The organism is Bradyrhizobium genomosp. III, assembly GCF_000261705.1.
Lineage (GTDB): Bacteria > Pseudomonadota > Alphaproteobacteria > Rhizobiales > Xanthobacteraceae > Bradyrhizobium > Bradyrhizobium ottawaense.
Genome location: NZ_AJQF01000386.1, coordinates 1 through 26,116 on the forward strand (window position 1 = coordinate 1; position 26,116 = coordinate 26,116).

General features: G+C 65.5%; 26 protein-coding genes. 15 read left to right on the forward strand and 11 right to left on the reverse strand.

Translation table 11 applies throughout. The features are described 5' to 3' along the window. Positions 1-539 (forward strand): LysR substrate-binding domain-containing protein (locus IC66_RS0131350; RefSeq protein ID WP_244429198.1); only part of this gene is annotated, 539 nt, incomplete at its 5' end. Between the two features lie 30 nt (positions 540-569). On the opposite strand, the gene IC66_RS42735 is transcribed toward IC66_RS0131350, so the two are convergent. Continuing rightward, a complete protein-coding gene (locus IC66_RS42735) occupies positions 570-2,789 on the reverse strand; it encodes a DNA/RNA non-specific endonuclease (protein ID WP_049801988.1) in 2,220 nt (739 codons plus the stop codon). A 269-nt stretch (positions 2,790-3,058) separates the two neighbouring features. Beyond that, positions 3,059-3,307 carry a hypothetical protein gene (locus tag IC66_RS0131360; protein ID WP_038950294.1) on the reverse strand — a complete coding sequence of 83 codons (249 nt, stop codon included), beginning with the start codon at positions 3,305-3,307 and terminating at the stop codon, positions 3,059-3,061. A 46-nt stretch (positions 3,308-3,353) separates the two neighbouring features. On the opposite strand from IC66_RS0131360, the gene ruvX reads away from it, so the two are divergent. Further along, positions 3,354-3,839 carry a Holliday junction resolvase RuvX gene (ruvX, locus tag IC66_RS0131365; protein WP_028143927.1) on the forward strand — a complete coding sequence of 162 codons (486 nt, stop codon included), beginning with the start codon at positions 3,354-3,356 and terminating at the stop codon, positions 3,837-3,839. Positions 3,840-3,842: 3 nt separating this feature from the next. Next, on the forward strand, positions 3,843-4,766 hold the full coding sequence (locus tag IC66_RS0131370; RefSeq protein ID WP_038950295.1) for an AEC family transporter: 924 nt from the start codon (positions 3,843-3,845) through the stop codon (positions 4,764-4,766). Here IC66_RS0131370 and IC66_RS0131375 read toward each other — a convergent pair. From IC66_RS0131375 to IC66_RS0131385, 3 genes are read right to left on the reverse strand one after another with little or no spacing between them, the layout of a single operon-like run. Then, positions 4,763-5,527 carry a CPBP family intramembrane glutamic endopeptidase gene (locus IC66_RS0131375; protein WP_038950296.1) on the reverse strand — a complete coding sequence of 255 codons (765 nt, stop codon included), beginning with the start codon at positions 5,525-5,527 and terminating at the stop codon, positions 4,763-4,765. The genes IC66_RS0131370 and IC66_RS0131375 overlap by 4 nt on opposite strands. Positions 5,528-5,550: 23 nt before the next feature. Further along, positions 5,551-7,194 (reverse strand): acyl-CoA dehydrogenase family protein, encoded by a 1,644-nt coding sequence (locus tag IC66_RS0131380; RefSeq protein ID WP_038950297.1) that lies wholly within the window; start codon positions 7,192-7,194, stop codon positions 5,551-5,553. Between the two features lie 21 nt (positions 7,195-7,215). Next, on the reverse strand, positions 7,216-7,974 hold the full coding sequence (locus IC66_RS0131385) for a M15 family metallopeptidase (protein WP_038950299.1): 759 nt from the start codon (positions 7,972-7,974) through the stop codon (positions 7,216-7,218). Between the two features lie 180 nt (positions 7,975-8,154). Here IC66_RS0131385 and IC66_RS0131390 point away from each other — a divergent pair, with 180 nt between their 5' ends. The 4 genes from IC66_RS0131390 (at position 8,155) to IC66_RS0131405 (ending at position 12,413) form a co-directional block, all read left to right on the forward strand. Further along, positions 8,155-9,102, forward strand: coding sequence for an aspartate carbamoyltransferase catalytic subunit (locus IC66_RS0131390; RefSeq protein WP_018321103.1), 948 nt, complete (start codon positions 8,155-8,157; stop codon positions 9,100-9,102). Between the two features lie 5 nt (positions 9,103-9,107). Beyond that, positions 9,108-10,409, forward strand: a complete 1,302-nt coding sequence (locus tag IC66_RS0131395) for a dihydroorotase (RefSeq protein WP_038950300.1) — start codon at positions 9,108-9,110, stop codon at positions 10,407-10,409. A 29-nt stretch (positions 10,410-10,438) separates the two neighbouring features. Continuing rightward, entirely contained in the window at positions 10,439-11,035 is a 597-nt protein-coding gene (gene plsY, locus IC66_RS0131400) for a glycerol-3-phosphate 1-O-acyltransferase PlsY (protein ID WP_038950301.1), read from the forward strand. Positions 11,036-11,207: 172 nt separating this feature from the next. Further along, positions 11,208-12,413 carry a patatin-like phospholipase family protein gene (locus tag IC66_RS0131405; RefSeq protein ID WP_038950302.1) on the forward strand — a complete coding sequence of 402 codons (1,206 nt, stop codon included), beginning with the start codon at positions 11,208-11,210 and terminating at the stop codon, positions 12,411-12,413. On the opposite strand, the gene IC66_RS0131410 is transcribed toward IC66_RS0131405, so the two are convergent. After that, complete coding sequence (locus IC66_RS0131410) at positions 12,405-13,649, reverse strand: amidase (protein ID WP_038950303.1); 1,245 nt, start codon at positions 13,647-13,649, stop codon at positions 12,405-12,407. The two genes, IC66_RS0131405 and IC66_RS0131410, sit on opposite strands and share 9 nt — an antisense overlap. A gap of 115 nt (positions 13,650-13,764) precedes the next feature. Here IC66_RS0131410 and dprA point away from each other — a divergent pair, with 115 nt between their 5' ends. Next, on the forward strand, positions 13,765-14,883 hold the full coding sequence (gene dprA / locus IC66_RS0131415) for a DNA-processing protein DprA (protein ID WP_038950304.1): 1,119 nt from the start codon (positions 13,765-13,767) through the stop codon (positions 14,881-14,883). Here dprA and IC66_RS0131420 read toward each other — a convergent pair. Further along, a complete protein-coding gene (locus IC66_RS0131420; protein ID WP_038950305.1) occupies positions 14,880-15,314 on the reverse strand; it encodes a winged helix-turn-helix transcriptional regulator in 435 nt (144 codons plus the stop codon). The genes dprA and IC66_RS0131420 overlap by 4 nt on opposite strands. 83 nt (positions 15,315-15,397) lie before the next feature. Between IC66_RS0131420 and IC66_RS0131425 the strand changes: the two genes are divergently transcribed. Further along, positions 15,398-16,006 (forward strand): FMN-dependent NADH-azoreductase, encoded by a 609-nt coding sequence (locus IC66_RS0131425; protein ID WP_038950306.1) that lies wholly within the window; start codon positions 15,398-15,400, stop codon positions 16,004-16,006. A gap of 71 nt (positions 16,007-16,077) precedes the next feature. Here the strand turns inward: IC66_RS0131425 and IC66_RS0131430 are convergent, their stop codons facing one another. Together IC66_RS0131430 and IC66_RS0131435 are read right to left on the reverse strand one after the other, a co-directional pair. Further along, complete coding sequence (locus IC66_RS0131430; RefSeq protein WP_028143939.1) at positions 16,078-16,260, reverse strand: hypothetical protein; 183 nt, start codon at positions 16,258-16,260, stop codon at positions 16,078-16,080. A 175-nt stretch (positions 16,261-16,435) separates the two neighbouring features. After that, positions 16,436-17,209 (reverse strand): SDR family oxidoreductase, encoded by a 774-nt coding sequence (locus IC66_RS0131435; protein WP_038950307.1) that lies wholly within the window; start codon positions 17,207-17,209, stop codon positions 16,436-16,438. 120 nt (positions 17,210-17,329) lie between these two features. Between IC66_RS0131435 and IC66_RS0131440 the strand changes: the two genes are divergently transcribed. Both IC66_RS0131440 and IC66_RS0131445 read left to right on the forward strand, forming a co-directional pair. Beyond that, positions 17,330-17,794, forward strand: coding sequence for a winged helix-turn-helix transcriptional regulator (locus IC66_RS0131440; protein ID WP_028143940.1), 465 nt, complete (start codon positions 17,330-17,332; stop codon positions 17,792-17,794). Positions 17,795-17,960: 166 nt separating this feature from the next. Next, the gene (locus IC66_RS0131445; protein ID WP_028143941.1) at positions 17,961-18,515 is read left to right on the forward strand and encodes a flavodoxin family protein; all 555 of its coding nucleotides are present in this window, start codon (positions 17,961-17,963) and stop codon (positions 18,513-18,515) included. A 210-nt stretch (positions 18,516-18,725) separates the two neighbouring features. On the opposite strand, the gene IC66_RS0131455 is transcribed toward IC66_RS0131445, so the two are convergent. Continuing rightward, positions 18,726-18,881: a hypothetical protein gene (locus IC66_RS0131455; protein WP_240536454.1), complete on the reverse strand. Its 156-nt coding sequence runs from the start codon at positions 18,879-18,881 to the stop codon at positions 18,726-18,728. Positions 18,882-19,192: 311 nt separating this feature from the next. Here IC66_RS0131455 and topA point away from each other — a divergent pair, with 311 nt between their 5' ends. From topA to IC66_RS0131475, 4 genes are read left to right on the forward strand one after another with little or no spacing between them, the layout of a single operon-like run. Beyond that, a complete protein-coding gene (gene topA / locus IC66_RS0131460) occupies positions 19,193-21,934 on the forward strand; it encodes a type I DNA topoisomerase (RefSeq protein ID WP_038950308.1) in 2,742 nt (913 codons plus the stop codon). 20 nt (positions 21,935-21,954) lie between these two features. Beyond that, positions 21,955-24,324 (forward strand): ribonuclease R, encoded by a 2,370-nt coding sequence (rnr, locus tag IC66_RS0131465; RefSeq protein WP_038950310.1) that lies wholly within the window; start codon positions 21,955-21,957, stop codon positions 24,322-24,324. After that, the gene (locus IC66_RS0131470; RefSeq protein ID WP_038950311.1) at positions 24,318-24,758 is read left to right on the forward strand and encodes a DUF983 domain-containing protein; all 441 of its coding nucleotides are present in this window, start codon (positions 24,318-24,320) and stop codon (positions 24,756-24,758) included. The genes rnr and IC66_RS0131470 overlap by 7 nt, the downstream gene beginning before the upstream one ends. A 29-nt stretch (positions 24,759-24,787) precedes the next feature. Further along, positions 24,788-25,540 carry an NUDIX hydrolase gene (locus tag IC66_RS0131475; protein WP_038950312.1) on the forward strand — a complete coding sequence of 251 codons (753 nt, stop codon included), beginning with the start codon at positions 24,788-24,790 and terminating at the stop codon, positions 25,538-25,540. 102 nt (positions 25,541-25,642) lie between these two features. Here the strand turns inward: IC66_RS0131475 and IC66_RS0131480 are convergent. Beyond that, the coding region (locus tag IC66_RS0131480) for a hypothetical protein (protein ID WP_038950314.1) at positions 25,643-26,116 on the reverse strand (474 nt) is incomplete at its 5' end.

Here is a 26,116-nt window from a genome sequence, read left to right on the forward strand (position 1 = left end):
CCGTGCGCCTTTCCTTGCGTACCTCGCCGACCGCCGACCTCGTCGCGAGCGTGCTCGAAGGCGCGCTCGATGGTGCCTTCGTCGCAGGTCCGATCGCGCATGATGACCTCACTGCGACGAGCGCCTTCCGCGAGGAGCTGGTGCTGGTCAGCGCGCGTCGCTGGGCCTCACTTGCCGAGCTGCGCGCCGGCACGCCGGAGTCCGGCCCGACCGCGCTGGTGTTCCGCACCGGCTGTACCTACCGCCAGCGGCTCGAGCAGATCTTCGTCGAGTTCGGCTGGCCTTCCGCCGCACGCTTCGAGCTCGGCACGCTCGACGGCATGATCGGCTGCGTCGCCGCCGACATGGGCGTGACGTTGCTGCCGCGCGCGGTCGTCGAACGTAGCGCAATGAATGGCACCGTCTCGATCCACACCCTGAGCCCGTCGCAAGCGCGGGTCGAGACACTGTTCATCCAGCGTCGCGCCGGCCATCAAACGAGCGCGCTCTGCAGTTTTGCCGCTTGCCTGAAGACTGACGAGGACGTCATCGCGGCCTGACGCGGTGACGCCGCGTCAGGCGGCGCTGTTCTAGAGTCGAATGTCCTCATAGGATTCGATCCGCCGCGGGCCGACCGAGGTCGCCTCGTGCGAATCCGCGTCGGCAAGATTGCCGAAGTCGAGCTTGGTCAATTTCGCCAGGTCCGCGATCGAGACCTGGAAGACGCTGACGTCCTCCTCCGACATCTTTTCGCGCAGGTCCACCTCCTGGATGCGATCGATCTCCATGACCAGCTTTCGCTGGCTCATCAGGAATGCCGCCGCCTTGAGCGCGTCGTCATCCTCGTTGCGTCGGATCAGGATCTTCCAGAAATATTTCGGGATTTGAACGCCGCCGAAGCTCGGATCCTTGTGCGGCCGGCCGGCCGGATTGGGCAGATCGGATCCGTCGGCGTCCGGCCCGTCGAACACCGGACCGTTCATGACGATGCCCTTCTCCTCCCCTTCGAGCAGGACATCGCGCGTGTAATCCTCGAGGCCCGCCCAGAGCTGCTTGCCCTGGTTGAACGAGAAGAACTGCGGCGAGCAATTGGTGAAGTGGAAGGAATCGTCGCCGTGCTGCTTGGCCGCGGCGACGGTGTCGCCCCAGGTCGCATCGAGGCGGCGCACGAGATGACCGCGATCGAACGGGTTCTTGCTGCGGTCCGCCTCGAAGGTGGCCTGCTTGCGGTAGAACTCGTCGCCGATCTGGGCATCGTCGTCGATGCGCGGATCGCGCAACCAGGAATCGCCTTCGCGCTTGCCGACGTCCTGTTGCTGTCCGCCGTCGATATTGACACAGCTGAAGAAGGCGAGCCGGCGCTCCTTGTTCATGACGACGCTGTAGTTGAAGTATTTCAGCTCGGACTGCCTGGAGCTTCCCTTCAGCGTCGCGATCCGGGACTTGAGAGCGGCCGGAATCTTCGGCAGGGCCACCGAGAATTTACCGGTGCCGAGAAAATTCGCTTTGTATCCGGGACGCGATTTCAGCGTGCTCTGATCGATATGCACGGCCTCCATGGGCAGGCCGTTCGCACTGATGCGAGGCAGGAGGCCGGCCGGCGGAGCGATCAACGGCTTGCTACCGTTCGGCATACCGCCGTTCTGCGTCCCTGCGTTACCCCCAGCCGGACCCGGCACGGGTACCAGCGGAGCGAACGGAATGTCCTTCCTGAACATCGGCAACGGCACCCGGATCGGGACCACCAGCGCGGCGCCGTCGAGCGACTGCTCGACCCAGATGTTGGCGCCGTAAGCGGGCGCGGCGACCGGTGCGCGGACCTTCTCGATCTCCTGCCGGTTCGGCGGCTCCTCCTCGTCCAGCACCGGCTTGATCAGGGGATGGGAGCCGACGGCCACTTTGAGATCGGCGACGATCGCGCTGATCCGGATGCCTTCATTGGCGATCCAGTCGATCGAGGATTCGTCCATCGACGACTTCCACACCTTGCCGTCCTTGGTCAGGGTGCGGCCCTGCGCATCCTTCCGGGGAACGCCGCTGTGATGCAGCGCGACCACCTGCCAGAAGCGATTGAATGCCGGCGAGCCCGACGATCCCGCCGTCGTATCGGTGTTGTACCAGAGGAAGTCGCCGACATATTTGAGCAGCTTGTTCTCGCGGACACAGACCTGCTTCATCTGCCCGCTGGGATGCTGGACGATGGTGAGGTACTCGCCGGGGTCTGCCTTGCCGGGCGCGCCGCTGAGCGGCAGCCATCCCCAATCCTCGAGCTCCTCCCCGCCCGACAGCGAGGTCGGCGCCACCGCGACGATCGAAAAATCCAGCCTGTCATTGGTGTAGAAGAATTTGCCCGGCTCGAAGCCGAACCGCACCGGCACGCGCTCCTGTCCAGAGACGTCGAGCTCGTAGTTGAAATCGGCGATCGAATTGGCGGCCTCGGCCGGCTTGCCGAAGACATGATGGTTGGTCAGCAACAGGCCCGGCCCGATCAGAAAGCCCGAGCCGTAGCCGAGCAGATTCGACTTGAGATCCCTGAGCTGAATGCGGCAGATCGAGCGCGAGGCCGCGGTCCCCTTGGCGAGATAATTGATGCTGTCGAGATCATTGCCCTGGATGATCCGCTCCAGGCCGATCTCGGCCTTCTCCACGTCCTGCGTCTCCGCCAGCAGCTGGCGCTGGCGCAGGCGCATCTTCTCGACGGTCATCTCGATCGGACCGTCGCCCAGTTTCCGGTTCAGGGCTTCGGGTGAGAACTCGGCTTGTTTGAATCGCCTTTCTGAGCCCGCGATCAGGCTTGGCTTGATGAGCATCGTGACCTCTCAAATGATTGGGCGAATATGGGACGTGGTCGGGGCGCATTAAAAATTTGCGCCAAGGTTGCAGCACGGGCGGGACTGCCGGTCGCTGCCGATCGTTCTGGAAATCGGGGCACGTGCCCCACACTACTTTAGACCTACATTTCTACCGCTTCACAACCATAGCGTCAATCGATGCGCGCTGCCGGAGACGCGACATCATGCCATGGCCCGCGACGTCACCCGTGTGAGATTTGCCACAAATGATCGATGCACTTTGTGCATCACGATTTCCCGCGCATGTTGCGGCCGCCGATAATCTGCGGCTTCAGCTGCCACCGCCGCAGCGCCACGACGGCCCAGACCGCTTCGACCAGACCGAACGGCCAGGCGCCCTGGAGAAAGCCGTAAGCCGAGCCGAGCGCGCAGGATGCGGCGAACCACAGCACGAACCAATGGCCGCGATCTTCCAGGGCGTAACTGACCAGCATCGCCGTGACGGCGAACAGACCGAATAATGTCAGCGCATCCATTGTTCCGGGTTCACTCCGCGGCGTAACGCGTGATATGCGCTACGCCATGCCGGCTCTTATCCTGCCTCTCGTCGATGCTGCAACCCACTGGCCCGCCCGCGGCGCGCTGGTCGGGCTCGACCTCGGCACCAAGACCATCGGCGTTGCCGTATCCGACCCGGACCGGCGGCTTGCGACCGGCGTCGAGACGATCCAGCGCAAGCAGTTCAAGCAGGACGCCGCCCGGCTGCTCGCGATTGCGGCCGAGCGCAGGGTGGTCGGCTTCGTGCTCGGCCTGCCCATCAACATGGACGGCAGCGAGGGTCCGCGCGCGCAATCCACCCGCGCCTTCGCCCGCAATCTCGCCGGCCTGACCGCCCTCCCCATCGGCCTGTGGGACGAGCGCCTCTCGACCGCGGCCGTCGAGCGCGAGCTGATCGGCATGGATGTCAGCCGCGCCAAGCGCGCCGAGGTCATCGACGAGCACGCCGCGATCTTCATCCTGCAAGGCGCGCTCGACCGCCTCGCCAATCTCCGTTCAGGGACCACCTGACCGATGGCCGTCGTGATTGCGGCGCTGCTGCCGGTCTTCATCCTCATCGTGCTCGGCATCGTGCTGAAGCGCAGCCTGATGCGGCTGGACACGCAGTGGCACGGGCTGGAGCGGCTGACCTATTTCGTGCTGTTTCCGATGCTGCTGATCCAGACGCTGGTGAAGGCCGACCTCTCCAAGGTGCCGGTCGCGGGTGTCGGCGGCGCGCTGCTGCTGTCGGCGCTGGCGATGTCGCTGCTCTGCCTCGCGCTGCGCCCTGCCTTGGCCCGGCTCGATATCGACGGCCCCGCCTTCACCTCGATCTTCCAGGGCGCGACGCGCTGGCAGACCTTCGTCGGGCTATCGGTCGCCGCCAACATGTTCGGCGATGTCGGGCTGGCGCTCGCCTCCGTGGCGATGGTCGCGATCATTCCCCTCGTCAACGTGTTGAGCGTCGTGGTGCTCGCCCATTACGCCGCGCCGGAGAAGCAGTCAGCGCAGACCATCGTCATGACGGTGATCCGCAATCCCCTGATCTGGGCCTGCGCGATCGGGCTCTTCGTCAACGTCACCCACCTGCCGTTGCCAAAACTCTGGCACGAGGTGGCGGACGCGCTCAGCCGCTCCTCGCTCGCGATCGGCTTGCTCGTCACCGGCGCCGGTCTGCATCTCGAAGGCCTCTTGCGTCCAAGCCTGGCCGCGGCCATCGGCGTCGTCTTCAAGCTCGCGCTGATGCCTGCGCTGGCACTGGCGCTGGCCGTCTGGTTCGGACTGTCGGGCGACAGCCGCGCGATCGTGGCGATCTGCGCGGCGGTGCCGACCTCGTCCAGCGCCTATGTGATGGCGCGCCAGATGGGCGGCGATGCCCCGCTGCTGGCGCAGATCATCACGCTGCAGACGATTTTGGCGGCGATCACGATGCCGATCGCGATCGCGCTGGCGGCCTAGCTTCCTAGCCACATCGTCAGCACCACCGCGGTGAGATTGTTCAGCGCGTGCAGCACGATGGTGAGCCAGAGCGAATTCGCGCGATAGCGCATGTAGCCGAACCACAGGCCGATGGTGAAGACCTCGGCGAGGAAGTACATGTCGTATTGCAGGTGCACGACCGTCCAGACCAGCGACGACAGCAGGATCGCGCCCGGCACGCGCAAGAAACTCGCCGACCAGCCGCGATAGAGGAAGCCGCGCGCCAGGATCTCCTCCGACATCGGCGCAGCCACGCTGAAGGCGAACAGCAGCAACAGCGCCGCGCCCTTGTCGCGGCCCGATTTCAACAGATCGGTCATGAAGCCCGGCGTCGCCTCGCGGCCGAGCGCGCGCGACATCGTCTCCCAGACCAGCACCAGCAGGATGAGGCCGACCGCACCGAACAGCAGTTGCTTCCAGGACGGCCAGTGCAGCGCGAGATAGTCGACGAAGGAGGCTTTCTTGATGGCAATGGCGAGCCACACCGCCAGGAGCGTCGCCGGCAGGCCCATGATGACCGACAGCGCGAGCGCCTGCGGATCCTGGCCGACCGCCTGGAGCGAGGCGAAGTCCATGGGAAGACCACGCTGCACCACCAGCAGGACAACGGCGCCGATCTGCCCGACGAACATCGCCACGAAGACGAAGAGGCCCCACAGCGCGGTGCCCCAGAACATCCAGAAGCGCGGCGTCGCTGGCGTCACGGTCAACGGCGGATGGTCGGGATTGAGGGAATCCATCAGGAGGCTTTCGTTGGGAAGACTCACGGCAGCGCCCGCTCCAGCAGCGCGCGCATCTCGCCGCTCTCCAGCTCGACCGCGCCATACATGCTGGCGTGGGTCGCTGCGAGGCGCGTGGCGGCAAACAGTTCGGCGTGGCGCGGCGACACGCCGTTGAGCGCCGCAGCGGCGGCAAGCAGTGCCAGCTTCTCGACCGCAAGCCGCGCGACGCGCTCGCCATCGGCGCGGCGGAAGGTCTGACCGATGAACGCAATCGCTTCGCCTGCTCCGGGCAAGCCCTTCGTCTCGGCCGCAAGCGATTGCAGCACAGCCGTCGCCGCCTCCGGCTCGCGCGAGAGCGCCCGGAGCACGTCGAGGCACATCACGTTGCCGGAGCCCTCCCAGATCGCGTTGACCGGCGATTCCCGGTAGTGCCGCGCCAGAATGCCGTCCTCGACATAGCCGTTGCCGCCGAGGCATTCCATGGCCTCATAGAGGAACGGCGGCGCACTCTTGCAGGTCCAGTATTTGATTGCGGGGGTCAGCAGCCGCATATAGGCGGCCTCCGCCGCATCGTGCGGCGTGCGGTCGAAGGCGCGGCAGAGCCGCATGACCAGGGCTGTGCTCGCCTCGACATGCAGCGCCATGTCCGACAGCACCGCCTGCATCAGCGGCTGATCGGCCAGATGTTTCTGGAACACGCTGCGGTGACGGGCGTGATGCAGCGCATGCGCAAGTCCCGAGCGCATCAGGCCGACGGAGGCGATCGCGCAATCCTGCCGCGTCAGCTGCACCATTTGGATGATGGTGCGGATGCCCTTGCCCTCCTCGCCGACCCGTTCGGCGTAGGCACCGACGAACTCGACTTCGGACGAGGCATTGGAGCGGTTGCCGAGCTTGTCCTTCAGCCGCTGGAACTGGATCGCATTCACCGAACCATCCGGCGCAAAGCGCGGCATGAAGAAACAGGTCAGCCCGCTGTCCGCCTGCGCCAGCACCAGGAACGCATCGCACATCGGCGCCGACATGAACCATTTGTGGCCGGTGATGCGATAGGCCTCGCCGTCGGGCACCGCACGCGTCATGTTGGCGCGCACGTCGGTGCCGCCCTGCTTCTCGGTCATGCCCATGCCGAGCGTCATGCCGCGCTTCTGCCACCACGGCGCAAAGCTCGGGTCGTAGCTCCGGGTCGACAGCACCGGCATCACCCTGCCGAGCAGGTCCGGCTGCATCGCCAGCGCACCGACCGAGGCGCGCGTCATCGTAACAGGACAGAGGTGGCCGGTCTCGACTTGCGCGGCCATGTAGAATTTTGCGGCACGAATGACTTCGGCGGCATCGCCCGCAGGCTTGCCGTTCGCGGTCCAGGTCGAATTGTGGACGCCGGCATGAGCGCTGTGTGCCATCAGCTCATGATAGGCCGGGTGAAACTCGACCTGGTCGCGGCGATTGCCTTTTGCGTCGAAGGTGCGCAGCTTCGGCGTGCTCTCGTTCGCGACGCGCCCGCGATCGGCCATCGCGGCCGAGCCCCACTGCCTGCCGAACTCCGACAGCTCGCGTTCCGCCGCCGCGCCGCCATTGGCCTTCACCGCATCGACCAGCGGCCGATCCACGGCGAACAGGTCGATATCCTCGAACGGCGGCGACTGGTTGAAGACCTCGTGGGTCGCGAAGCTCGGCTGGGTCATCAGGTTTCCTCGGCGCGGACTTTAGTTCCGGCGCGGCTGAATCGGGAAATCATAGGCGGCCCCGCCCGCCCCTGGCAGGGAAAAATGCCACCACTCCTTCGAATAGTTCACAAAGCCTTGCCTGGCCATCGCAGCCACCAGCCGCTTGCGCCAGGCGCGCTGCTCCGGTGTGATCGACGGTGCCGCAGTATGGCCCCTCGTGTCGGTGCAGTCGTAGCCGGTGCCCATGTCGACGCTGCCTTCCGGCGCGCGCGCTTCGACCGGCGCCGTGCAGTCGGCATAGGTCTTTGCCGCATCATATTTGGCGGCGTTGTCGGCTTTGAGATCGACCAAGGTCAGATCGAGGGCGGCGCCCGTCGAATGCTGCGACCGGCTCGCGATGTAGCCGAGGCGGAACAGCTCGGGCTTGGGGATCTTGGGATTATAGCGCCGCTCGGCCGCCGTCTCGTGACCGTTCTGCGACCACTTGACCATATCGAGCGACGCCCGCGCCGGCCGGTAGCAGTCGAACATCTTGAGCGAGAGGTTTTGCGCCGCCAGCTCTTCTTGTACCGCCTTCAGCCGCAGCCCGACTTCGCGCTTCACCACGCATTCACCGGCATTGTAGCCGGCAAGCGGGCGGCCGACGAAATTGTTCGAGGTGGCGTAGCGGATGTCCTCGATGATGCCGGGATCGATCTCGCGCAGATAGACGAAGCCGCCGGGGAGCGATTGGGCCAACGCGGATGAGATGGAGGCGATTGTTAAAAGTACGATCAAAATCGATTTGATGGAGCGCATCTAAACTTCCTTGTCATTCCAGGGCGATGCGAAGCATCGAACCCGGAATCTCGAGATTCCGGGTCTGGCGCTTGCGCGCCATCCCGGAATGACCGTGTACCAGACTCCTCAGGGGATAACTCCCCGCCCCGGCATTGGCCCTTGCCCCGTCATGCATCCGCGCCTATAGCTCTCGTTTTAATGACATCGAAATCGACCTTCGTCCTCGGCCACCGGCATTTGCTGGGCATCGAGGGCCTTTCCGCGGCCGACATCACCGGCCTCCTCGACCTGTCCGAAGAATATGTCGAGCTCAACCGCCAGGTTGACAAGAAGCGCACCGTCCTGCGGGGACGGACGCAGGTGAACCTCTTCTTCGAGGCTTCCACCCGGACCCAATCCTCGTTCGAGCTCGCCGGCAAGCGCCTGGGCGCCGACGTCATGAACATGTCGGTGTCCTCCTCGTCCATGAAGAAGGGCGAGACGCTGATCGACACCGCGATGACGCTGAACGCGATGCACCCGGACATCCTGGTGATGCGCCATCACGCCTCCGGCGCGGTGGAACTGCTGGCGCGCAAGGTTGACGGTTCCGTGATCAATGCCGGCGACGGCGCCCATGAGCATCCGACCCAGGCCCTGCTCGACGCGCTCACCATCCGCCGCAACAAGGGCCGGATCGAAGGGCTCGTGGTCGCGATCTGCGGCGACGTGCTGCATTCGCGCGTCGCCCGCTCGAACATCATCCTGCTCAACACGATGGGCGCCCGCGTCCGCGTGGTCGGTCCCACCACGCTGCTGCCGCCGGGTATCGAGCGGATGGGCGTCGAAGTCGCGCGCGACATGCGCGAGGGGCTCAACGGCGCCGACATCGTCATGATGCTCCGGCTCCAGCGCGAGCGTATGAACGGCTCCTTCGTGCCGTCATCCAGCGAGTACTTCAACTATTTCGGGCTCGACCAGAAGAAGCTCGCCTACGCCAAGCCCGACGCACTGGTGATGCATCCGGGCCCCATGAACCGCGGCGTCGAGATCGACTCGATCGTGGCCGACGGCGCGCAATCCCTGATCCGCGAACAGGTGGAGATGGGTGTCGCCGTGCGCATGGCGGTGCTGGAAGCGCTCGCCCGCAACCTGCCGAACGCGTGATGCCGATGCTGACCGATCGCCGCCCCATCCTGCTCGCCAACGCCCGCGTCGTCGACCCCTCCCGGGATTTCGACGGTGTCGGCGACGTTCTCATCGCCGACGGCGCCATCCGCGAGACCCGCCGCGGCATCGGCGCGGCCGGCGTCCCCGAAGGCACCGACATCGTCAACTGCTCCGGCAAGATCGTCGCGCCCGGCCTGATCGACATGCGCGCCTTCGTCGGCGAGCCCGGCTTCAGCCATCGCGAGACCTTTGCCACAGCGAGCCAGGCGGCCGCGACCGGCGGCATCACCACCATCATCTGCCAGCCCGACACCTCTCCGGTGATCGATAATTCGGCGACCGTCGACTTCGTGATGCGCCGCGCCCGCGACACCGCGATCGTCAACATCCAGCCGATGGCAGCGCTCACCAAGGGCATGCACGGCGATGAGATGACCGAGTTCGGTCTGCTCAAGGCCGCGGGCGCGATCGCCTTCAGCGACGGCGTCAGAAGCGTGACCAATGCGCAGGTGATGCGGCGGGCGCTGACCTACGCGCGGGATTTCGACGCGCTGATCGTCCACTACACCGAGGACCCCGATCTCGTCGGCGAAGGCGTGATGAACGAGGGCGAGTTCGCCTCGCGGCTCGGCCTGATGGGCATCCCGAATGCCGCCGAGGCCGTGATCCTGGAACGCGACATGCGCCTCGTGGCGTTGACCGGCGGCCGCTATCACGCGGCCTCGCTGACCTGCATCGACTCGCTCGAGATCCTCCAGCGCGCCCGCGACGCCGGGCTCGCCGTCAGCGCCTCGGTCTCGATCAACCATCTTGCGCTGAACGAGAACGACATCGGCCCCTACCGTTCGTTCCTGAAACTGTCGCCGCCTTTGCGGACCGAGGACGACCGCCGCGCGCTGGTGGCCGCAATCGCCTCCGGCCTGCTCGACGTCATCATGTCCGACCACAATCCGCAGGACGTCGAGGTCAAGCGCCTGCCGTTCGCCGAAGCCGCTCCCGGCGCCGTTGGTCTCGAAACCATGCTGCCCGCGGGCCTGCGCCTCGTCCACAATGGCGAGCTGGACCTGAAGACGCTGATCCGGGCGATGTCGACCCGCCCGGCCGAGTTGCTCGGCCTGCCCGGCGGAACCCTGCGCGCAGGCAGCCCCGCCGACGTCATCGTGATCGACCCCGATGTGCCCTGGGTGGTCGATCCCGCCGACCTCAAATCGCCCTGCAAGAACACCCCGTTCGACGAGGCCCGCTTTACAGGCCGCGTGGTGCGCACCATTGTCGGCGGACGCACGGTCTACGAGCATGTCTGACGTGAAATACAGCCTTTGGAGCTGCCGCCATGGGGCTTGAAGCATTTCTGCCGGTGGCCTTCGTCGTCGGCTACCTCCTCGGCTCGATCCCGTTCGGGCTGGTCCTGACCAGGCTCGCCGGCACCCAGGATATCCGCTCGATCGGCTCCGGCAGCATCGGCGCCACCAATGTGCTGCGCACGGGACGCAAAAGCCTCGCCGCGGGCACCCTCCTGTTCGACGCGCTCAAGGGCACCGTGGCCGTGGTGATCGCCGGCTACATCGCAGGACCCAATGCCGCCATGGTGGCCGGGCTCGGTGCCTTCCTCGGCCACCTCTTCCCGGTCTGGCTCAAGTTTAAGGGCGGCAAGGGCGTGGCCGTCTATATCGGCATCCTGCTCGGACTGTTCTGGCCCGGCGCCGTCGTGTTCTGCCTGATCTGGCTGGCGACCGCCTTCACCACCCGCTACTCCTCGCTCTCCGCGCTGGTGGCGGCGTTCGTCACGCCGATGTTCCTGTGGTGGTTCGGGCACCTTGCGCTCGCAGCCTTGTTCGCGGTGCTGACGCTGCTCTTGTTCTACGCGCATCGCGAGAACATCAAGCGATTGCAAGCTGGCAAAGAAAGCCGGATCGGCGAGAAGGCGTAGTCGCTTCGAGGTCCGCGTCTAAAGCCGGGGCATCTACGGATACCGAAGCCCCCTCTCTGCGTTATATGTCAAATCCTGTTCGCAACTGCCGGCGCTTTCGCGGCAGGCAGTAGCGAATGTGTTCCATGCCTGTCATCCTGACAGTCGAGATGGCGTTACGCGGTTGCTCAGAATGAGCGAGAAGATGGTCGGCGCGCATGACGGGGTTGGTTCGCGAGGTGCGTTGCGCACCGCGGCAAGCCGGCTGCTCTCGACCACCGACATTTGGTCCGATGCGCCCTCGCCGCCTCCCGCGCCTCCTCCCGTCTTGCCGCCAGCGCCGCAGCCTGATCCGATCGCGCAAGCGCCAGTGACGGCCGAGGTAGTGACCGCGACCGCGCCCGTTGCGCCCGCGCAGCTACCCGCCGGCCAATGGCCGCCGAGAAAGCTCTCGCTGGCGCTGCAGGGCGGTGGCACCTTTGCCGCCTTCACCTGGGGCGTGCTGGAGCGGCTGCTGGAAGAGCCGATCGAGATCGACACCATCAGCGGCGCCAGTGCCGGCGCTATCAATGCGCTCCTGCTCGCCTCCGGCCTTGCCGAGGGCGGCCGCGAAGCTGCACGTAGCCGGCTGAGCCGGTTCTGGATCCGCCTGATGCACGAGGCCTCGTTCCGCTCGCTGATGCTGGTCGGCGGCTTTTCGCCGGCGGGAAGCTCGGTCGCGTTCGGTCCGACGCTGCGCTCCGGCCAGTTTGATCCTTTCGATCTCGATCCGCTGCGGCAGGCGCTATCGCGCGACATCGATTTCGCCGCGCTACTCAATCCGGACTGCCCGAAGCTCCTGATCGCGGCGACACGGATCCGCGACGGGCAGCAGCAGATCTTCCGCAACGATGCCATCACCGCCGACGTCGCGCTGGCCTCGACTTGTCCGCCCTTGGTTCACTGCGCCGTCGAGATCGAGGGCGAAGCCTATTGGGACGGCGGCTTAGGCGGCAATCCACCCTTGCTGCGGCTGACGCAGGACACGACGACGTCCGACGTCCTGCTCGTCCAGGTCACGCCGGCGCGCGACAGCTACGTGCCGATCACGCTCGCCGCGATCGATCGCCGGCTGGACCAGATCGCGGCCAACGCCGCCCTCAATGCCGAGATCGCGGCGATCGAATGGGCGCAGGCTCATGCCGCGCCGTCGCTGCGCCTCACCAGGATCGCGGCGGAAGATTCCGTTGACGGTCTGGCCCAACGTTCGTCCACCGATCTCGGCCGCGGCTTCATTCGCCTGCTGCACCGGAACGGTCGCGCAGCCGCCGAGCGCTGGCTCGGGCAAGGCACCGCCGTCAGTGCAGCTTCACCTGCATCCGATCAGCACATCGCGAGCAACGAGCCCGCGCTAGCCTGATTTCGCCAGCGCATCCTCGAGGAACCACGCCGTTGCCAGCGCGCGCGCGTCGTTGCCAAAGCGTGCGATCACCTGCACGCCGATCGGCAGGCCATCCGCCTTCAGCACGGGCACGTTGACGCAAGGATTGCCCATCAGCGTCCAGAGCCGGTTGTAGCGGGGGTCGCCTGTCGTCGCGAGCGCCTTGGCCGGCGCCGTGCCGGGCGCCGAATAGGTCAGGAGCACGTCGACGCCCTCGAACAATTCGCCGAGCTCGCGGCGGCCGCGACGGCTGATCCGGCGCGCCTCGTCATAGTCCTTCGGCGTCAGATGGGCGGTGGCATCGAGGCTTGCCCGCAGCATCGGCGCGATCTCGTCGTGGCGCTCGGAAAACTCCCAGGCCAGCGCGCGATGCGCCTCGAAATCCTGGACGATGGGATGGATGCGCCAGGCCTCCTGCACCGCCTCGGGCAGATCGATCGTCTGCACGCTGGCACCGGCGCGCGCCGCCGCCTTCACCGCGGCCAACAGGCCCTCTTCGGCCGCCGGCTCCACGGCGCCGGCGAACTCCTGCCTGACCACGCCGATGCGCGGCGACTTCGCCGGGACGATGCCGGAAAATTCGCTGCGGCCGGTCATCGCGAGCAATCCGCACGCGAGATCCTCGGCGCGGGCGCCGAACAGGCCGACCGTGTCGAGCGCCCACGAATAGCATTTCACGCCGACCGTCGGCAGCATCCGGAACGAGGGCTTGATCGCAGCAGTCCCGCAATAGGCCGCGGGCCGGATCACCGAGCCGCCGGTCTGGGTGCCGAGCGCAAGCGGGATCATGCCGGCGCCGACGGCCGCCGCCGAACCCGCGGACGAGCCGCCCGGCGAGTGGCCGAAATTATGCGGATTGAGCGTCGGGGTCGGATCGCGCGAGGCGAACGCGGTCGTGGTGGTCTTGCCGATGATGGTGGCGCCTGCCCGCTTCAGCATCATGACAACAGGCGCATCGGCGCGCGGCTGCCAGCCGCGATAGATTTCCGAGCCCATCTCGGTCGGCATGTTCGCGGTGTCGATGATGTCCTTGATGCCGACCGCGATGCCGCGCAGCGGACCGGAGGCTTGCGCCTTCGCGGATTTGTCGTGGCGGACGAAGGCGCGAACGTCCTTCTCCCTGGCCTCTATCGCCGCATGCGACTGGGCGATGGCGGCCTCGGGCGAAAGCTCCCCCGCTTTGATGCGGCGCTGGAGGTCGGCGAGTGAGATCATGGCAAAACCCTTCTTATTGGCATCGCTTTTAGCATCGGGGCGGGACCAGGCAAGCGCACGTCGCTGTTGCGCAACGCCCTCAGGTTGTTCCATGCTGTGACTACAAGGAGACGCCGTGGACGCCATCAATCCGAGCGTGGAGCTGACCGAGGCTGACAGGATCGACCGCCTGCGGCTGATCCGCTCCGACAATGTCGGGCCGCGCACTTTTCGTTCGCTGGTGGATCATTTCGGCAGCCCGCGTGCTGCGCTGGAGCGGCTGCCTGATCTGGCGCGCCGCGGCGGCGCGGCGCGATCGGGGCGCATCTGCAGCGCCGACGAGGCCAAGGCCGAGCTCGCCGCGAGCCGCAAGTTCGGCATCGCCTGGCGCGCGCCCGGCGAGGACGGCTATCCGGCCCGGCTGGCGATGATCGACGATGCGCCGCCGCTGCTCGCGGTGCGCGGCGATGCCCAAACCCTGATGCGGCCGATGATCGCCATCGTCGGCTCGCGCAACGCATCCGGCGCCGGGCTGAAATTCGCAGGCCTGCTGGCGCGCGAACTTGGCGAAGCCGGTTTTATCGTCATCTCCGGGCTCGCCCGCGGCGTCGATCAGGCCGCGCATCGCGCCAGTGTCGCAAGCGGGACGATCGCGGTGCTCGCCGGCGGACATGATTGCATCTATCCGCCCGAGCATGGCGACCTGCTCGCAGGGATCCTCGACCACGCGGGGACTGCGATATCCGAGATGCCGCTCGGCCACGAGCCGCGCGCCCGCGACTTTCCTCGCCGCAACCGGCTGATCTCGGGCGCCTCGCTCGGCGTCGTCGTGGTGGAAGCGGCGCACCGCTCGGGCTCCCTGATCACCGCGCGGATGGCGGCCGAACAGGGCCGCGAGGTGTTCGCGGTCCCGGGCTCGCCGCTCGATCCGCGTGCCGCCGGCGCCAATGATCTGATCAAGCAGGGCGCGACCCTCGTCACCGAAGCTGCCGACATCATCAATGCTGTCGCACCAATCATGGAGCGGCCGCTGATGATTCCTGCGAGCGAGCCCGACAGCGAGCCGTTCGAGAGCGATCCGCAAGGGCACGACCGCGACCAGATCACCGGCCTGCTCGGCCCCACCCCCATCTCGATCGACGATCTCGTGCGGATGTCCGGCGCCTCGCCCGCGATCGTCCGCACCGTGCTGCTGGAGCTCGAGCTTGCCGGAAAGCTCGAACGTCACGGCGGCGGGTTGGTGTCGCTGCTTTAGCCGTCGTTGCGCTGGTCGAACTGCGTGCGCGCCGCCTCGATCTGCATCAGATGGTCGATCGCCCACTGCCCGAGCGCTTTCACCGGCTGTTGCAGCCCGCGGCCGAGATCGGTCAGCTCGTAATCGACGCGCGGCGGAACGGTCGGAAAGATCGTGCGCGTGACCAGGCCATCGCGCTCCAGCCCGCGCAGCGTCAAGGTCAGCATGCGCTGCGAGATGCCGTTGATCATGCGCTTCAGCTCGTTGAAGCGCTTAGGCCCGTCGCTCAGCATCATGATGACGAACACGCTCCATTTGTCACCGACGCGAGACAGCACGGAGGCGACCCCACGGCAGTCGGCGTGGTTGGGATCCGGTATCGGATCCGGCCTCTGCGCTGGCCTCGGCGAGGCAGGCAATTCGGTGTTCTCAGGTTTCAAAGATGTGCCCATGGCTCAAAAAAGTGCGTTCTTGCGGGGTTTTTGATAGTCACTCATGTAGCTCTGGTTACAAACTTATACCAGGGTGACCCCAAATGAAACTCCTCCATCTCGACTCCAGCGTGCTCGGCCCCCACTCCGTGTCCCGGCAGGTCTCCGCCGCCATCGTCGACCGGCTCCGGCACGCGACGCCCTCACTGGACATCATTTATCGCGATCTGACCCAGACCCCGCTGGCCCACCTCTCCGGCTCGCACCTTGCCGCCGCGCAAGGCGCGCCCGCACCGGCGGAACTCGGACCCGACCTTGCCGCAAGCGCAGCCGCGCTGGACGAGTTCCTGGCCGCCGACATCGTCGTGATCGGCGCGCCCATGTACAACTTCACGATTCCGAGCCAGCTCAAGGCCTGGATCGATCGCATCCTGGTGGTGGGGAAGACTTTCAAATACGGCGCAGCCGGGCCCGAGGGGCTCGCCGGCGGCAAGCGCGTGATCGTGGCGATCTCACGCGGCGGCTATTACGGCGTCGAAACGCCCTACGCAGCCGGCGAGCATCTCGAAACCTATCTGCGCTGGGTGTTCGGGTTCATCGGTATCACGAACGTCGAGTTCATCCCCGCCGACGGCATCCAGGTCGGACCGGATCACCGCGAGAAGGCGCTGGCGGGTGCGCTTCAGGCGGCAACAAGTCTTCGCGCGGCCTGAGATCATGCCGACATCATCAGTCGCCGGGGCCTTGCCTGCGGCGGCTGATGGACGGCGGCCGGTCTGCGAGGCTAGAACCAGGCGCCCTGCATGCCCAGGATGACGGCGACGAGCGAGACGAACAGGCCGATGCCGGCGAACAGAACCACTCCGATGAGTTCGGACGTATTGGAGCGTTTGGCCGGAACGGCGGAATTCTCGGTATAAATGCGTGGTGCTGAAATCGATGAAAAAATGCGGGCTGCTTTTGGCATATCGGACTCCCTTGAAATGAGTCTTGTGCCCCCTGCCCGTAAAAATGTCTTGGCAACTGGCGCGAAGGTTCAACGCCTCACGCAAGGTTCAGGAAAATACAGCTCGGCAGGTGCAGGAATCTGCCGGCGCAATCGCAATGATCGCGCCGACTGATTCAATTTTCACTTCACTTGATCAACCGCGATAGATCGGCGCGCCGCTCGGCGAGGCCACCGCGCCGCCGTCGACGAAGATCTCCTGGCCCTGCACATGCGCGGAATCATCGGAGGCAAGGAATAGCACCGTCTTCGCAACGTGATCGGTTTCGCCGATGCGCCCCAGAGGCGTCGACAGCGCGATCCGCTTCTCGAACGCCTTCTCGGCTTCCGGTGTTGCCGTTGCAGGTCCCCAGATCGGCGTGCGGGTCGCGCCGGGCGCGACCACGTTGACGCGGATGCCGCGCGGCGACAGCTCCGAGGCCATGATCCGCGCCATCGCGCGCACGCCGGCTTTCGCCGCGCCATAGGCCGAGTAGCCGGGAATGCCGAGCACGGAGATCACCGAGCCGTTGAGGATGATCGAGGCATTGTCGCTGAGATAAGGCAGTGCCGCCTGCACCGTGAAGAATACACTTGTCAGGTTCGTGCTGATGACCTTCTCGAAGACCTCGAGCGTGGCAGAGCCGAGCGACGTGCCGCCGGCGATGCCGGCGTTGGCGAACACGATGTCGAACTTGCCGAACTTTTCGGCGCCCTGCTTGATCGCAGCTTCCGTCGCCGCGATGTCGGTGGCGTCGGCAGCGAGCGCGAGCGCGTTCGGCCCGAGCTCCTTGGCCGCCGCCTCCAGAGTCTGTTTGTTGCGTCCGGTGATCACCACCTTGGCGCCTTCGGCCACGAACAGCTTGGCCGTTGCCAGCCCGATGCCGCTGTTGCCGCCGGTGATCAGGGCCGTCTTGTTCTTCAGTCTCACGTTCGCCTCCAGTGGTTGCATCATAAAACTATGTTGCCATCTAGGGCATATGGTTTTATGATGCAACCACACAAGCGCGTGATCGGCCCGACGATCGTGCGAACGCGACAGGACGGAACGATGGTGAAACGAACCAGCTTCGAGGGCGATGCCTGCCCGATCGCGAGGTCGCTGGACGCGCTTGGCGATTGGTGGTCGCTGCTGATCATCCGCGAGGCGCTGTTTGGCCTGCGCCGCTTCGGCGAATTCCAGAGCAAGCTTGGCATGGCCAAGAACATCTTGTCGGTCCGGCTGCGCTCGCTGGTCGACCACGGCATCCTGGCAACCGCCCCCGCCTCCGACGGCAGCGCCTATCAGGAATATGTGCTGACCCCGAAGGGCCGCGGCACCTTCCCGATCCTGGTGGCGCTCAGACAATGGAGCGAGGAGTTCGACGATCACCCTAAGGAGATCGCGACCGTGTTGGTGGATCGCGCCAAGCACCGCCCGGTGAAGAAGCTCGAAATGCGTGCGGAGGACGGACGGCTGCTTACGCCCGCCGACACCATGTTGAAGCCGCGGCCGCCGCGGCGGCGGTCGGCGTGATGACGCACGGTTGCCACCACAGCGTCATTGAGCGCAGCGAAACAATCCAGATTGCCACTGCGGAAAGGCTCTGGATTGCTTCGCTGCGCTCGCAATGACGGCTTGAAAGGACTTGTACAAAATACAGACGGCGTCGAAGATGCTCAAATAGCCGAAAGTGGCACCCATGCCCCTGCTCGCCATCGTCTATTTTTCCATCTCCGGCACCACCGAGTCGCTGGCGCATGCAGTGGCGCGCGGAGCGGATGGCATTGCGCACGTCGCGCTGTGTCGCATCACGGGCGACGATATCGTGTCGGGCCGCTTCCAGAATGAGAGCTTATTGGAAACGATCGACCGCGCCAGCGCCGTCGCATTTGGCAGCCCGACCTACATGGGCGGAGCAGCGGCGCAATTCAAAGCCTTCGCAGACGCCTCAAGCGACCGGTGGACCCAGCAGCGATGGGCCAACAAGTTCGCAGCCGGATTCACCGCGGGCGCTCTCGCGGGGGGCGATCAACTCCACACCTTGACCTACTTCTCCATTCTGGCTGCGCAGCACGGCATGCTCTGGTGCGGGCTGGATATTCCGGGCGGGGAGGATCCGAGCGGCCGGAATCGGTTGGGCAGCCAACTTGGCTTGGCTACCCACTTGGTTGGCGGCTTGTTACCTCAAAGCGACGTCAGCACGGCCGAATATCTCGGCCAGCGATTGGCGGCAACGGCCAGCCGCAACGGCTAACGTCATCGTCATTGAGCGCAGCGACTTGTCCGCCGAAGCCTTGGCGAAGGCGGAAGCAATGCAGAATCTCTCCGCGGAGACAGTCTGGATTGCTTCGCTGCGCTCGCAATGACGGGGATGGAGCAGCGCTCTCAACTCTTTGACCGTCGACCTGAGGCGCTCGTCCTGCAAAGCAGGGCGAGCCTCAGGACGACGGGTTGGGTAGTGCCCTCACGACAGCTTGCGCTTGCTCCGCAGCCTCACATGCTCGTCGGCCTCGAGCTTGGTCATGCCTAGGAGATAATGCAGCACGTCGAGCTTGTGGCGCTCGGCGAGCTTGCGCAATGCCCCGACCTGCTCGGCGATGAAGGCGACGGCTTCGTCCACGCCGCCCTCCCCCGGTTCCTCGTGACGCGAGCCTCCCGGCGCGCCTGATGCGGCGCGCGCCCGTTTCTTTCCTGGCTTAGTCACCAGACCCCACCCGAATCCATGCCCCGCAGAAACATTACGCCGATAGCGATCGCAACTCCAAGGTGGTATTTTACAACTTTCTCGATATGAAACTTTTCCCTCCCGGGCGACCTTCAACAGCCCTCGATTTGACAGGACCCGCCTCACCACCCATGTTCGGAGCGAAACGGCCGACCCGAGTCCTTTCGTTTTCGGCCTCAGATTTTCCCGTAAGTTACTGGAACTACATGAATATCGTCATTGTGGAGTCGCCGGCGAAAGCCAAGACGATCAACAAATATTTGGGCTCGTCCTATGAGGTTCTGGCCTCGTTCGGCCATGTCCGCGACCTGCCCGCGAAGAACGGCTCCGTCGATCCCGACGCCAATTTCAAGATGATCTGGGAGGTCGACCCCAAGGCGGCCGGCCGGCTCAACGACATCGCCAAGTCCCTGAAGAACGCCGACCGCCTGATTCTCGCCACCGACCCTGATCGCGAGGGCGAGGCCATCTCCTGGCACGTGCTGGAGGTGCTGAAGGAAAAGCGCGCGCTGAAGGACCAGAAGATCGAGCGGGTGGTGTTCAACGCCATCACCAAGCAGGCGGTCTCGGACGCCATGAAGCATCCGCGCCAGATCGACGGCGCGCTGGTCGACGCCTATATGGCGCGCCGCGCGCTGGACTATCTGGTCGGCTTCACCCTCTCCCCCGTGCTGTGGCGCAAGCTGCCGGGCGCCCGCTCCGCCGGCCGCGTGCAGTCGGTGGCGCTGCGCCTCGTCTGCGACCGCGAGCTCGAGATCGAGAAATTCGTCGCGCGTGAATATTGGTCGCTGATCGCGACCCTGCTCACCCCGCGCGGCGATGCGTTCGAGGCCCGTCTCGTGGGCGCGGACGGCAAGAAGATCCAGCGCCTCGACATCGGAACCGGCGCGGAAGCCGAAGACTTCAAGAAGGCGCTGGAGACGGCCGCCTACGCCGTGACCTCGGTAGACGCGAAGCCCGCCCGGCGCAATCCGCAGGCGCCCTTCACCACCTCGACGCTGCAGCAGGAAGCCAGCCGCAAATACGGCTTTGCGCCGGCGCACACGATGCGCATCGCCCAGCGCCTCTATGAAGGCATCGACATCGGCGGCGAGACCACCGGACTCATTACTTACATGCGTACCGACGGCGTGCAGATCGCCCCCGAGGCGATCACCCAGGCGCGCAAGGTGATCGGTGAGGATTACGGCAACGCCTATGTGCCGGACGCTCCGCGCCAGTACCAGGCCAAGGCCAAGAACGCCCAGGAAGCGCACGAAGCGATCCGTCCGACCGACATGTCCCGCCGCCCCGACAGCATGAGCCGCAAGCTCGACGCCGATCAGGCGCGACTTTATGAGCTGATCTGGAAGCGCACCATCGCGAGCCAGATGGAATCGGCCGAGCTCGAGCGCACCACCGTCGACATCACGGCGAAGGCAGGCTCCCGCACGCTGGAGCTGCGCGCCACCGGCCAGGTGGTCAAGTTCGACGGCTTCCTCGCGCTCTACCAGGAAGGCCGCGACGACGAGGAGGACGAGGACTCCCGCCGCCTGCCCGCGATGAGCCCGAACGACGCGCTCAAGCGGCAGAGCCTGTCCGTCACCCAGCATTTTACCGAGCCGCCGCCGCGCTTCTCCGAGGCCTCGCTGGTCAAGCGCATGGAAGAGCTCGGCATCGGCCGGCCCTCGACCTATGCCTCGATCCTGCAGGTCCTGAAGGACCGCGGCTACGTCAAGCTGGAGAAGAAGCGCCTGCACGGCGAGGACAAGGGCCGCGTCGTGATCGCGTTCCTGGAAAGCTTCTTCAGCCGCTACGTCGAATACGATTTTACGGCGGGTCTCGAGGAGCAGCTCGACCGCATCTCCAACAACGAGATCTCCTGGCAGCAGGTGCTGAAGGATTTCTGGACCGGTTTCATCGGCGCCGTCGACGACATCAAGGATCTGCGCGTCGCGCAGGTGCTCGACGTGCTCGACGAGATGCTCGGGCCGCACATCTATCCGCCCCGTGCCGACGGCGGCGACGTCAGGCAGTGCCCGAACTGCGGCACCGGCCGGCTCAACCTGAAGGCCGGCAAGTTCGGCGCCTTCGTCGGCTGCTCAAATTATCCGGAGTGCCGATACACCCGCCAGCTCGCCGCCGATGGCGAGGCCAGCGCCGACCGTTCGCTCGGCCAGGATCCCGACACCGGCTTCGATGTCTGGGTCAAGGCCGGCCGGTTTGGTCCCTATATCCAGCTCGGCGAGCAGAAGGATTATGCGGAAGGCGAGAAGCCGAAGCGCGCCGGCATTCCGAAGGGCACGTCGCCCGGCGATGTCGAGCTCGAGCTTGCGCTGAAGCTGCTTTCGCTGCCGCGCGAGATCGGAAAACATCCGGAAACCGGCCAGCCGATCACCGCAGGCCTCGGCCGCTTCGGGCCGTTCGTCAAGCATGAGAAGACCTACGCCAGCCTGGAGGCCGGCGACGAGGTGTTCGACATCGGCCTCAACCGGGCGGTGACGCTGATCGCGGAAAAGGTCGCCAAAGGCCCGAGCCGCCGCTTCGGCGCCGATCCCGGCAAGGCGATCGGCGATCATCCCTCGCTCGGCACCGTCACCGTGAAGAGCGGCCGCTACGGCGCCTATGTCACCGCCGGCGGTGTCAACGCGACGATCCCCGCCGAGTTCGAAAAGGACACCGTCACGCTGGCACAGGCGATCGCGCTGATCGACGAGCGGGCTGCCAAGGGCGGCGGCAAGAAGCCGAAGAAGGCAGCGAAGCCGGCCAAGGCCAAGAAGACTGCAGAGAAGGCTGCGGACGGCGATGACGCCGCGCCGAAGAAGAAACCGGCCGCGAAGAAGGCGGCCAAATCGAAAACTGAATCCACCAGCAAGGCGCGCGCAGCCGTGTCGTCGACCGCAAAAACGTCGCCGACCAAGGCAGCCGCCCCCAAGGCCCCGGCCAAGAAGAGTGCCGGCAAGACTTGAGATCAAGAATTAGAGGTTAAGTGAAACGCAAGAATGACCGTGGCTTTCCCGACAGGCAAGCCATCGTCGCCTTCATCAAGGCAAATCAAGGAAACGTCGGCACCCGCGAAATTGCGCGCGAGTTCGGCCTGAAGAACGCCGATCGCGTCGAGCTCAAGCGCATATTGCGCGAGCTCGCCGACGACGGAACCATCAAGAAGAAGAGCCACAAGGTGTCCGAGCCGGACGCGCTGCCGCCGACGCTGGTCGCCGACATTACCGGCCGCGACCAGGACGGCGAATTGATCGCCTCCCCCACCGAATGGGACGAGGTCGAAAGCGGCGAGCCCCCCAAAATCCGCATCCAGATGCCGCGCCGGCCAAAGCCAGGCACCGTCGCCGGCGTCCGCGATCGCGTGCTGCTACGCGTCGAGCCGACGTCCGAGACCGAAGGCCCCGCCTATCGCGGCCACATCATCAAGGTCTTCGACAAGGCCAAGAGCCGCATCCTCGGCGTGTTTCGCAGCCTGCCCGAAGGCGGCGGACGGCTCGTGCCCGTCGACAAGAAGTCCGCGGACCGCGAGCTGAACATCGCCGCGGCCGACACACACGGCGCGCAGGACGGCGATCTCGTCAGCGTCGACATCGTCCGCACGCGCAGCTTTGGGCTGGCGTCCGGCCGGGTGAAAGAGAAGCTCGGCTCGGTCAAGTCGGAGAAGGCGATCAGCCTGATCGCGATCTACGCCCACGACATCCCGCTGCAATTCTCGCCCGCCGCGATGCGCGATGCGGAAGCGGCGGAGCCGGCCAATTTGAAGGGCCGCGAGGATTGGCGCGACGTGCCGCTTCTCACCATCGATCCGCCCGACGCCAAGGATCACGACGACGCGGTGCACGCGCAGCCCGATGAAGATCCCAACAACAAGGGCGGCTTCATCGTCAACGTCGCCATTGCCGATGTCAGCTTCTACGTCCGGCCGGGCAGCGCGCTCGACCGCGACGCGCTCGACCGCGGCAATTCGGTCTATTTCCCCGACCGCGTCGTGCCGATGCTGCCCGAGCGCATCTCGAACGATCTCTGCTCGCTGGTGCCGGGCGAGCCGCGTGGCGCGCTCGCGGTGCGCATGGTGCTCGGCCCCGACGGCCGCAAGCGCTCGCACAGCTTCCACCGCATCCTGATGCGCTCGGCGGCCAAGCTGAGCTACGCGCAGGCGCAGGCCGCGATCGACGGCCGGCCTGATGACACCACCGGCCCCCTGCTCGATCCGATATTGAGGCCGCTCTATGCCGCCTATGCCTGCGCCAAGCGCGCCCGCGACGAGCGCGATCCGCTCAATCTCGATCTGCCCGAGCGCAAGATCCTCCTGAAGATCGACGGCACGGTCGACCGCGTCGTCGTGCCCGAGCGGCTCGACGCGCACAAGCTGATCGAGGAGTTCATGATCCTCGCCAACGTCGCAGCCGCCGAGATGCTGGAGAAGAAGTCGCTCCCGCTGATCTACCGCGTGCATGACGAGCCGACCTTGGAGAAGGTCCACGCACTCGCGGAATTCCTGGAGACGCTCGACGTTCCCTTCGCCAAATCGGGCGCTCTGCGTCCCACCACATTCAACCGCGTGCTGGCCCAGCTCGAAGGCCATGACTACTACCCCCTGGTCAGCGAGGTCGTGCTGCGCGCCCAGGCGCAGGCCGAATACTCTTCGGAGAATTACGGGCACTTCGGCCTGAATTTGCGCCGCTACGCGCATTTCACTTCGCCGATCCGCCGCTATGCCGACCTCGTCGTGCACCGCGCGCTGGTCCGAGCGCTCGGTCTCGGCGAAGGCGCCCTGCCCGACAGCGAGACGCCGGAAAGCCTCGGCGAGGTCGCAGCCCACATCTCGGTGACCGAGCGCCGCGCGATGAAGGCGGAGCGCGAGACCGTCGACCGGCTGATTGCCCATCACCTGGCTGATCGCATCGGCGCGAGTTTCCAGGGCCGGGTCTCCGGCGTCACCCGCGCCGGCCTGTTCGTCAAGCTCGCCGAGACCGGCGCCGACGGCCTGATCCCGATCCGATCCCTCGGCACGGAATATTTCAACTATGACGAGAGCCGACACGCCCTCGTCGGCACGCGCAGCCGCACCATGTATCAACTGGGGGACGTGGTCGACGTCCGCCTGGTCGAGGCAGCGCCGATCGCGGGCGCGCTGCGCTTCGAGCTGCTGTCGTCCTCCAGTGAGACCGCGCCGCGCGAACGCAGACCATCCGGTCCGCAGCGCCGCCCCTCGTTCAAGGCGCAGCCCGGACGCAGCCCGGATAGAAAACGCAAGCCGGCGAAGCCAAAATCCGGCAACGGGAAGAAGGGCCAGGGAAAGAATAAGGGAAAGAACAAGGGCAAAGGCGGCGGTAAAAAGGGCAAAGCATGGTGACGATGAGCACGGCCCCAAAAACCTGGACGCGCGAGGCGGGTCTCGTCGAGAAGCGCGATCTCTGGACGGCGATGAAGCGCGGCTTTCGCGGCCGCTGCCCGCGCTGTGGCGAGGGCAAACTGTTCCGCGCCTTCCTGAAGACCGCAGACGATTGCGCCAAATGCGGCCTCGATTTCACGCCGCACCGCGCCGACGATCTGCCCGCCTATCTCGTGATCGTCATCGTCGGTCACATCGTGGTGCCCACGATCCTCTGGATCGAGACCAATTACACGACGCCGGTCTGGCTCAGCTTCGCGGCCTATCTGCCCTTCACCTTCGTCGCCTCGCTCGCGCTGCTGCAGCCGCTGAAGGGAGCTGTGGTCGGCCTGCAATGGGCTCTGCGCATGCACGGGTTTGACGAGAACCCTCCGGATGGTATTCCGCCGGTGTAAGCAAGAAGTAAAAAGCGTTGGGTGAGGACATGACGGATATTGCGCAAGTCGCGGAGAAGGCCAAGGCCCACGAGGAGAAGGAAGCCGATCATCATCCCTATTTCCGTCCGAGGGATGCGGCAACGCTGATCCTGGTCGACCGCAGCGGTGCCATTCCGAAAGTGCTGGTCGGCAAGCGCCACGACAAGGTGGTGTTCATGCCCGGCAAGTTCGTCTTCCCCGGCGGACGCGTCGACAAGGCCGACTATCGCGTGCCCTGTGCTGCGCCCATCACCGCCGAACTGGAGGCCAATCTCGCCAAGGGCAGCCCAAAGACGCCGGCCTCGCGCGCGAAGTCGCTCGCCATTGCCGCGATCCGCGAGGCCTGCGAAGAAACCGGCCTCTGCCTCGGGCGGACGGCCGAGGGCAAAGTGTCAAAACTCGACGGCCCCTGGAAGCCGTTTGCCGATGCGGGCCTGCTGCCCGATCCCTCCAGCCTGTTCCTGATCGCGCGCGCGATCACCCCGCCCGGCCGCGTCAAGCGGTTCGACACGCGCTTCTTCACCGCGGACGCCTCCGCGATCGCCCACCGCGTCGACGGCGTGATCCATGCCGATGCCGAACTGGTCGAACTGGTCTGGGTCGAGCTCGGCTCCAAGCCGCTGGCCGATTTGCATCCAATGACGCGCAACGTGCTCAACGAGCTCCACACCCGCCTTGCCACCGGCCAGCTGCGCCACGATGCGCCGGTGCCGTTCTTCCATTTCTACGGCGGCAAGATGCAGAAGGATATTTTGGGCTAAAGCATGATCCGGAAAAGTGCGCAGCGGTTTTCCGAAAAGATCATGCTTAAAACAACAACCTAAAGTGCGATGACGATTCATCCTCATCGCATCGCGCTTTAGTCAGTCCGCGTCCGGCTCGGTGCCGACATAATCGCGCGTCGGCAGCTTGAGGACGCGGCCGATCTCGCTTGCGAGCTGATCCGCCTCCTCTCGACGCGTGAAGCTCTGAAGTGTGATCGGCTCGATGCCCTTGTTGCCGCAGAGATTGACGTCGTACGTCCTCAGATCCGTATCGTAGTCGTCGATGACGCTGATGAAGTGATAGTCGGCGAGATTGCGCGACGAGCGAATGTTCAGCGGGCCGAACTGCCTGGTGATCACGATCTGGCGCAGCGTCTCGTTGAGCACGACGAAGTAGCGGAACGTCAGCAGGATGATGCCGGGGATGCCGACGAGCAGCCCGAATCCCGTGAACACCAGCACCGGCACGAGATCGTCGGCGAGCCTTCCGAAGCCGAAGAAATCCTGGCGCAGGCCGAGCGCGACATTCCACAGCAGATAGCCGCTTGCCGCCAGCAGCGGCAGCGACAGCAG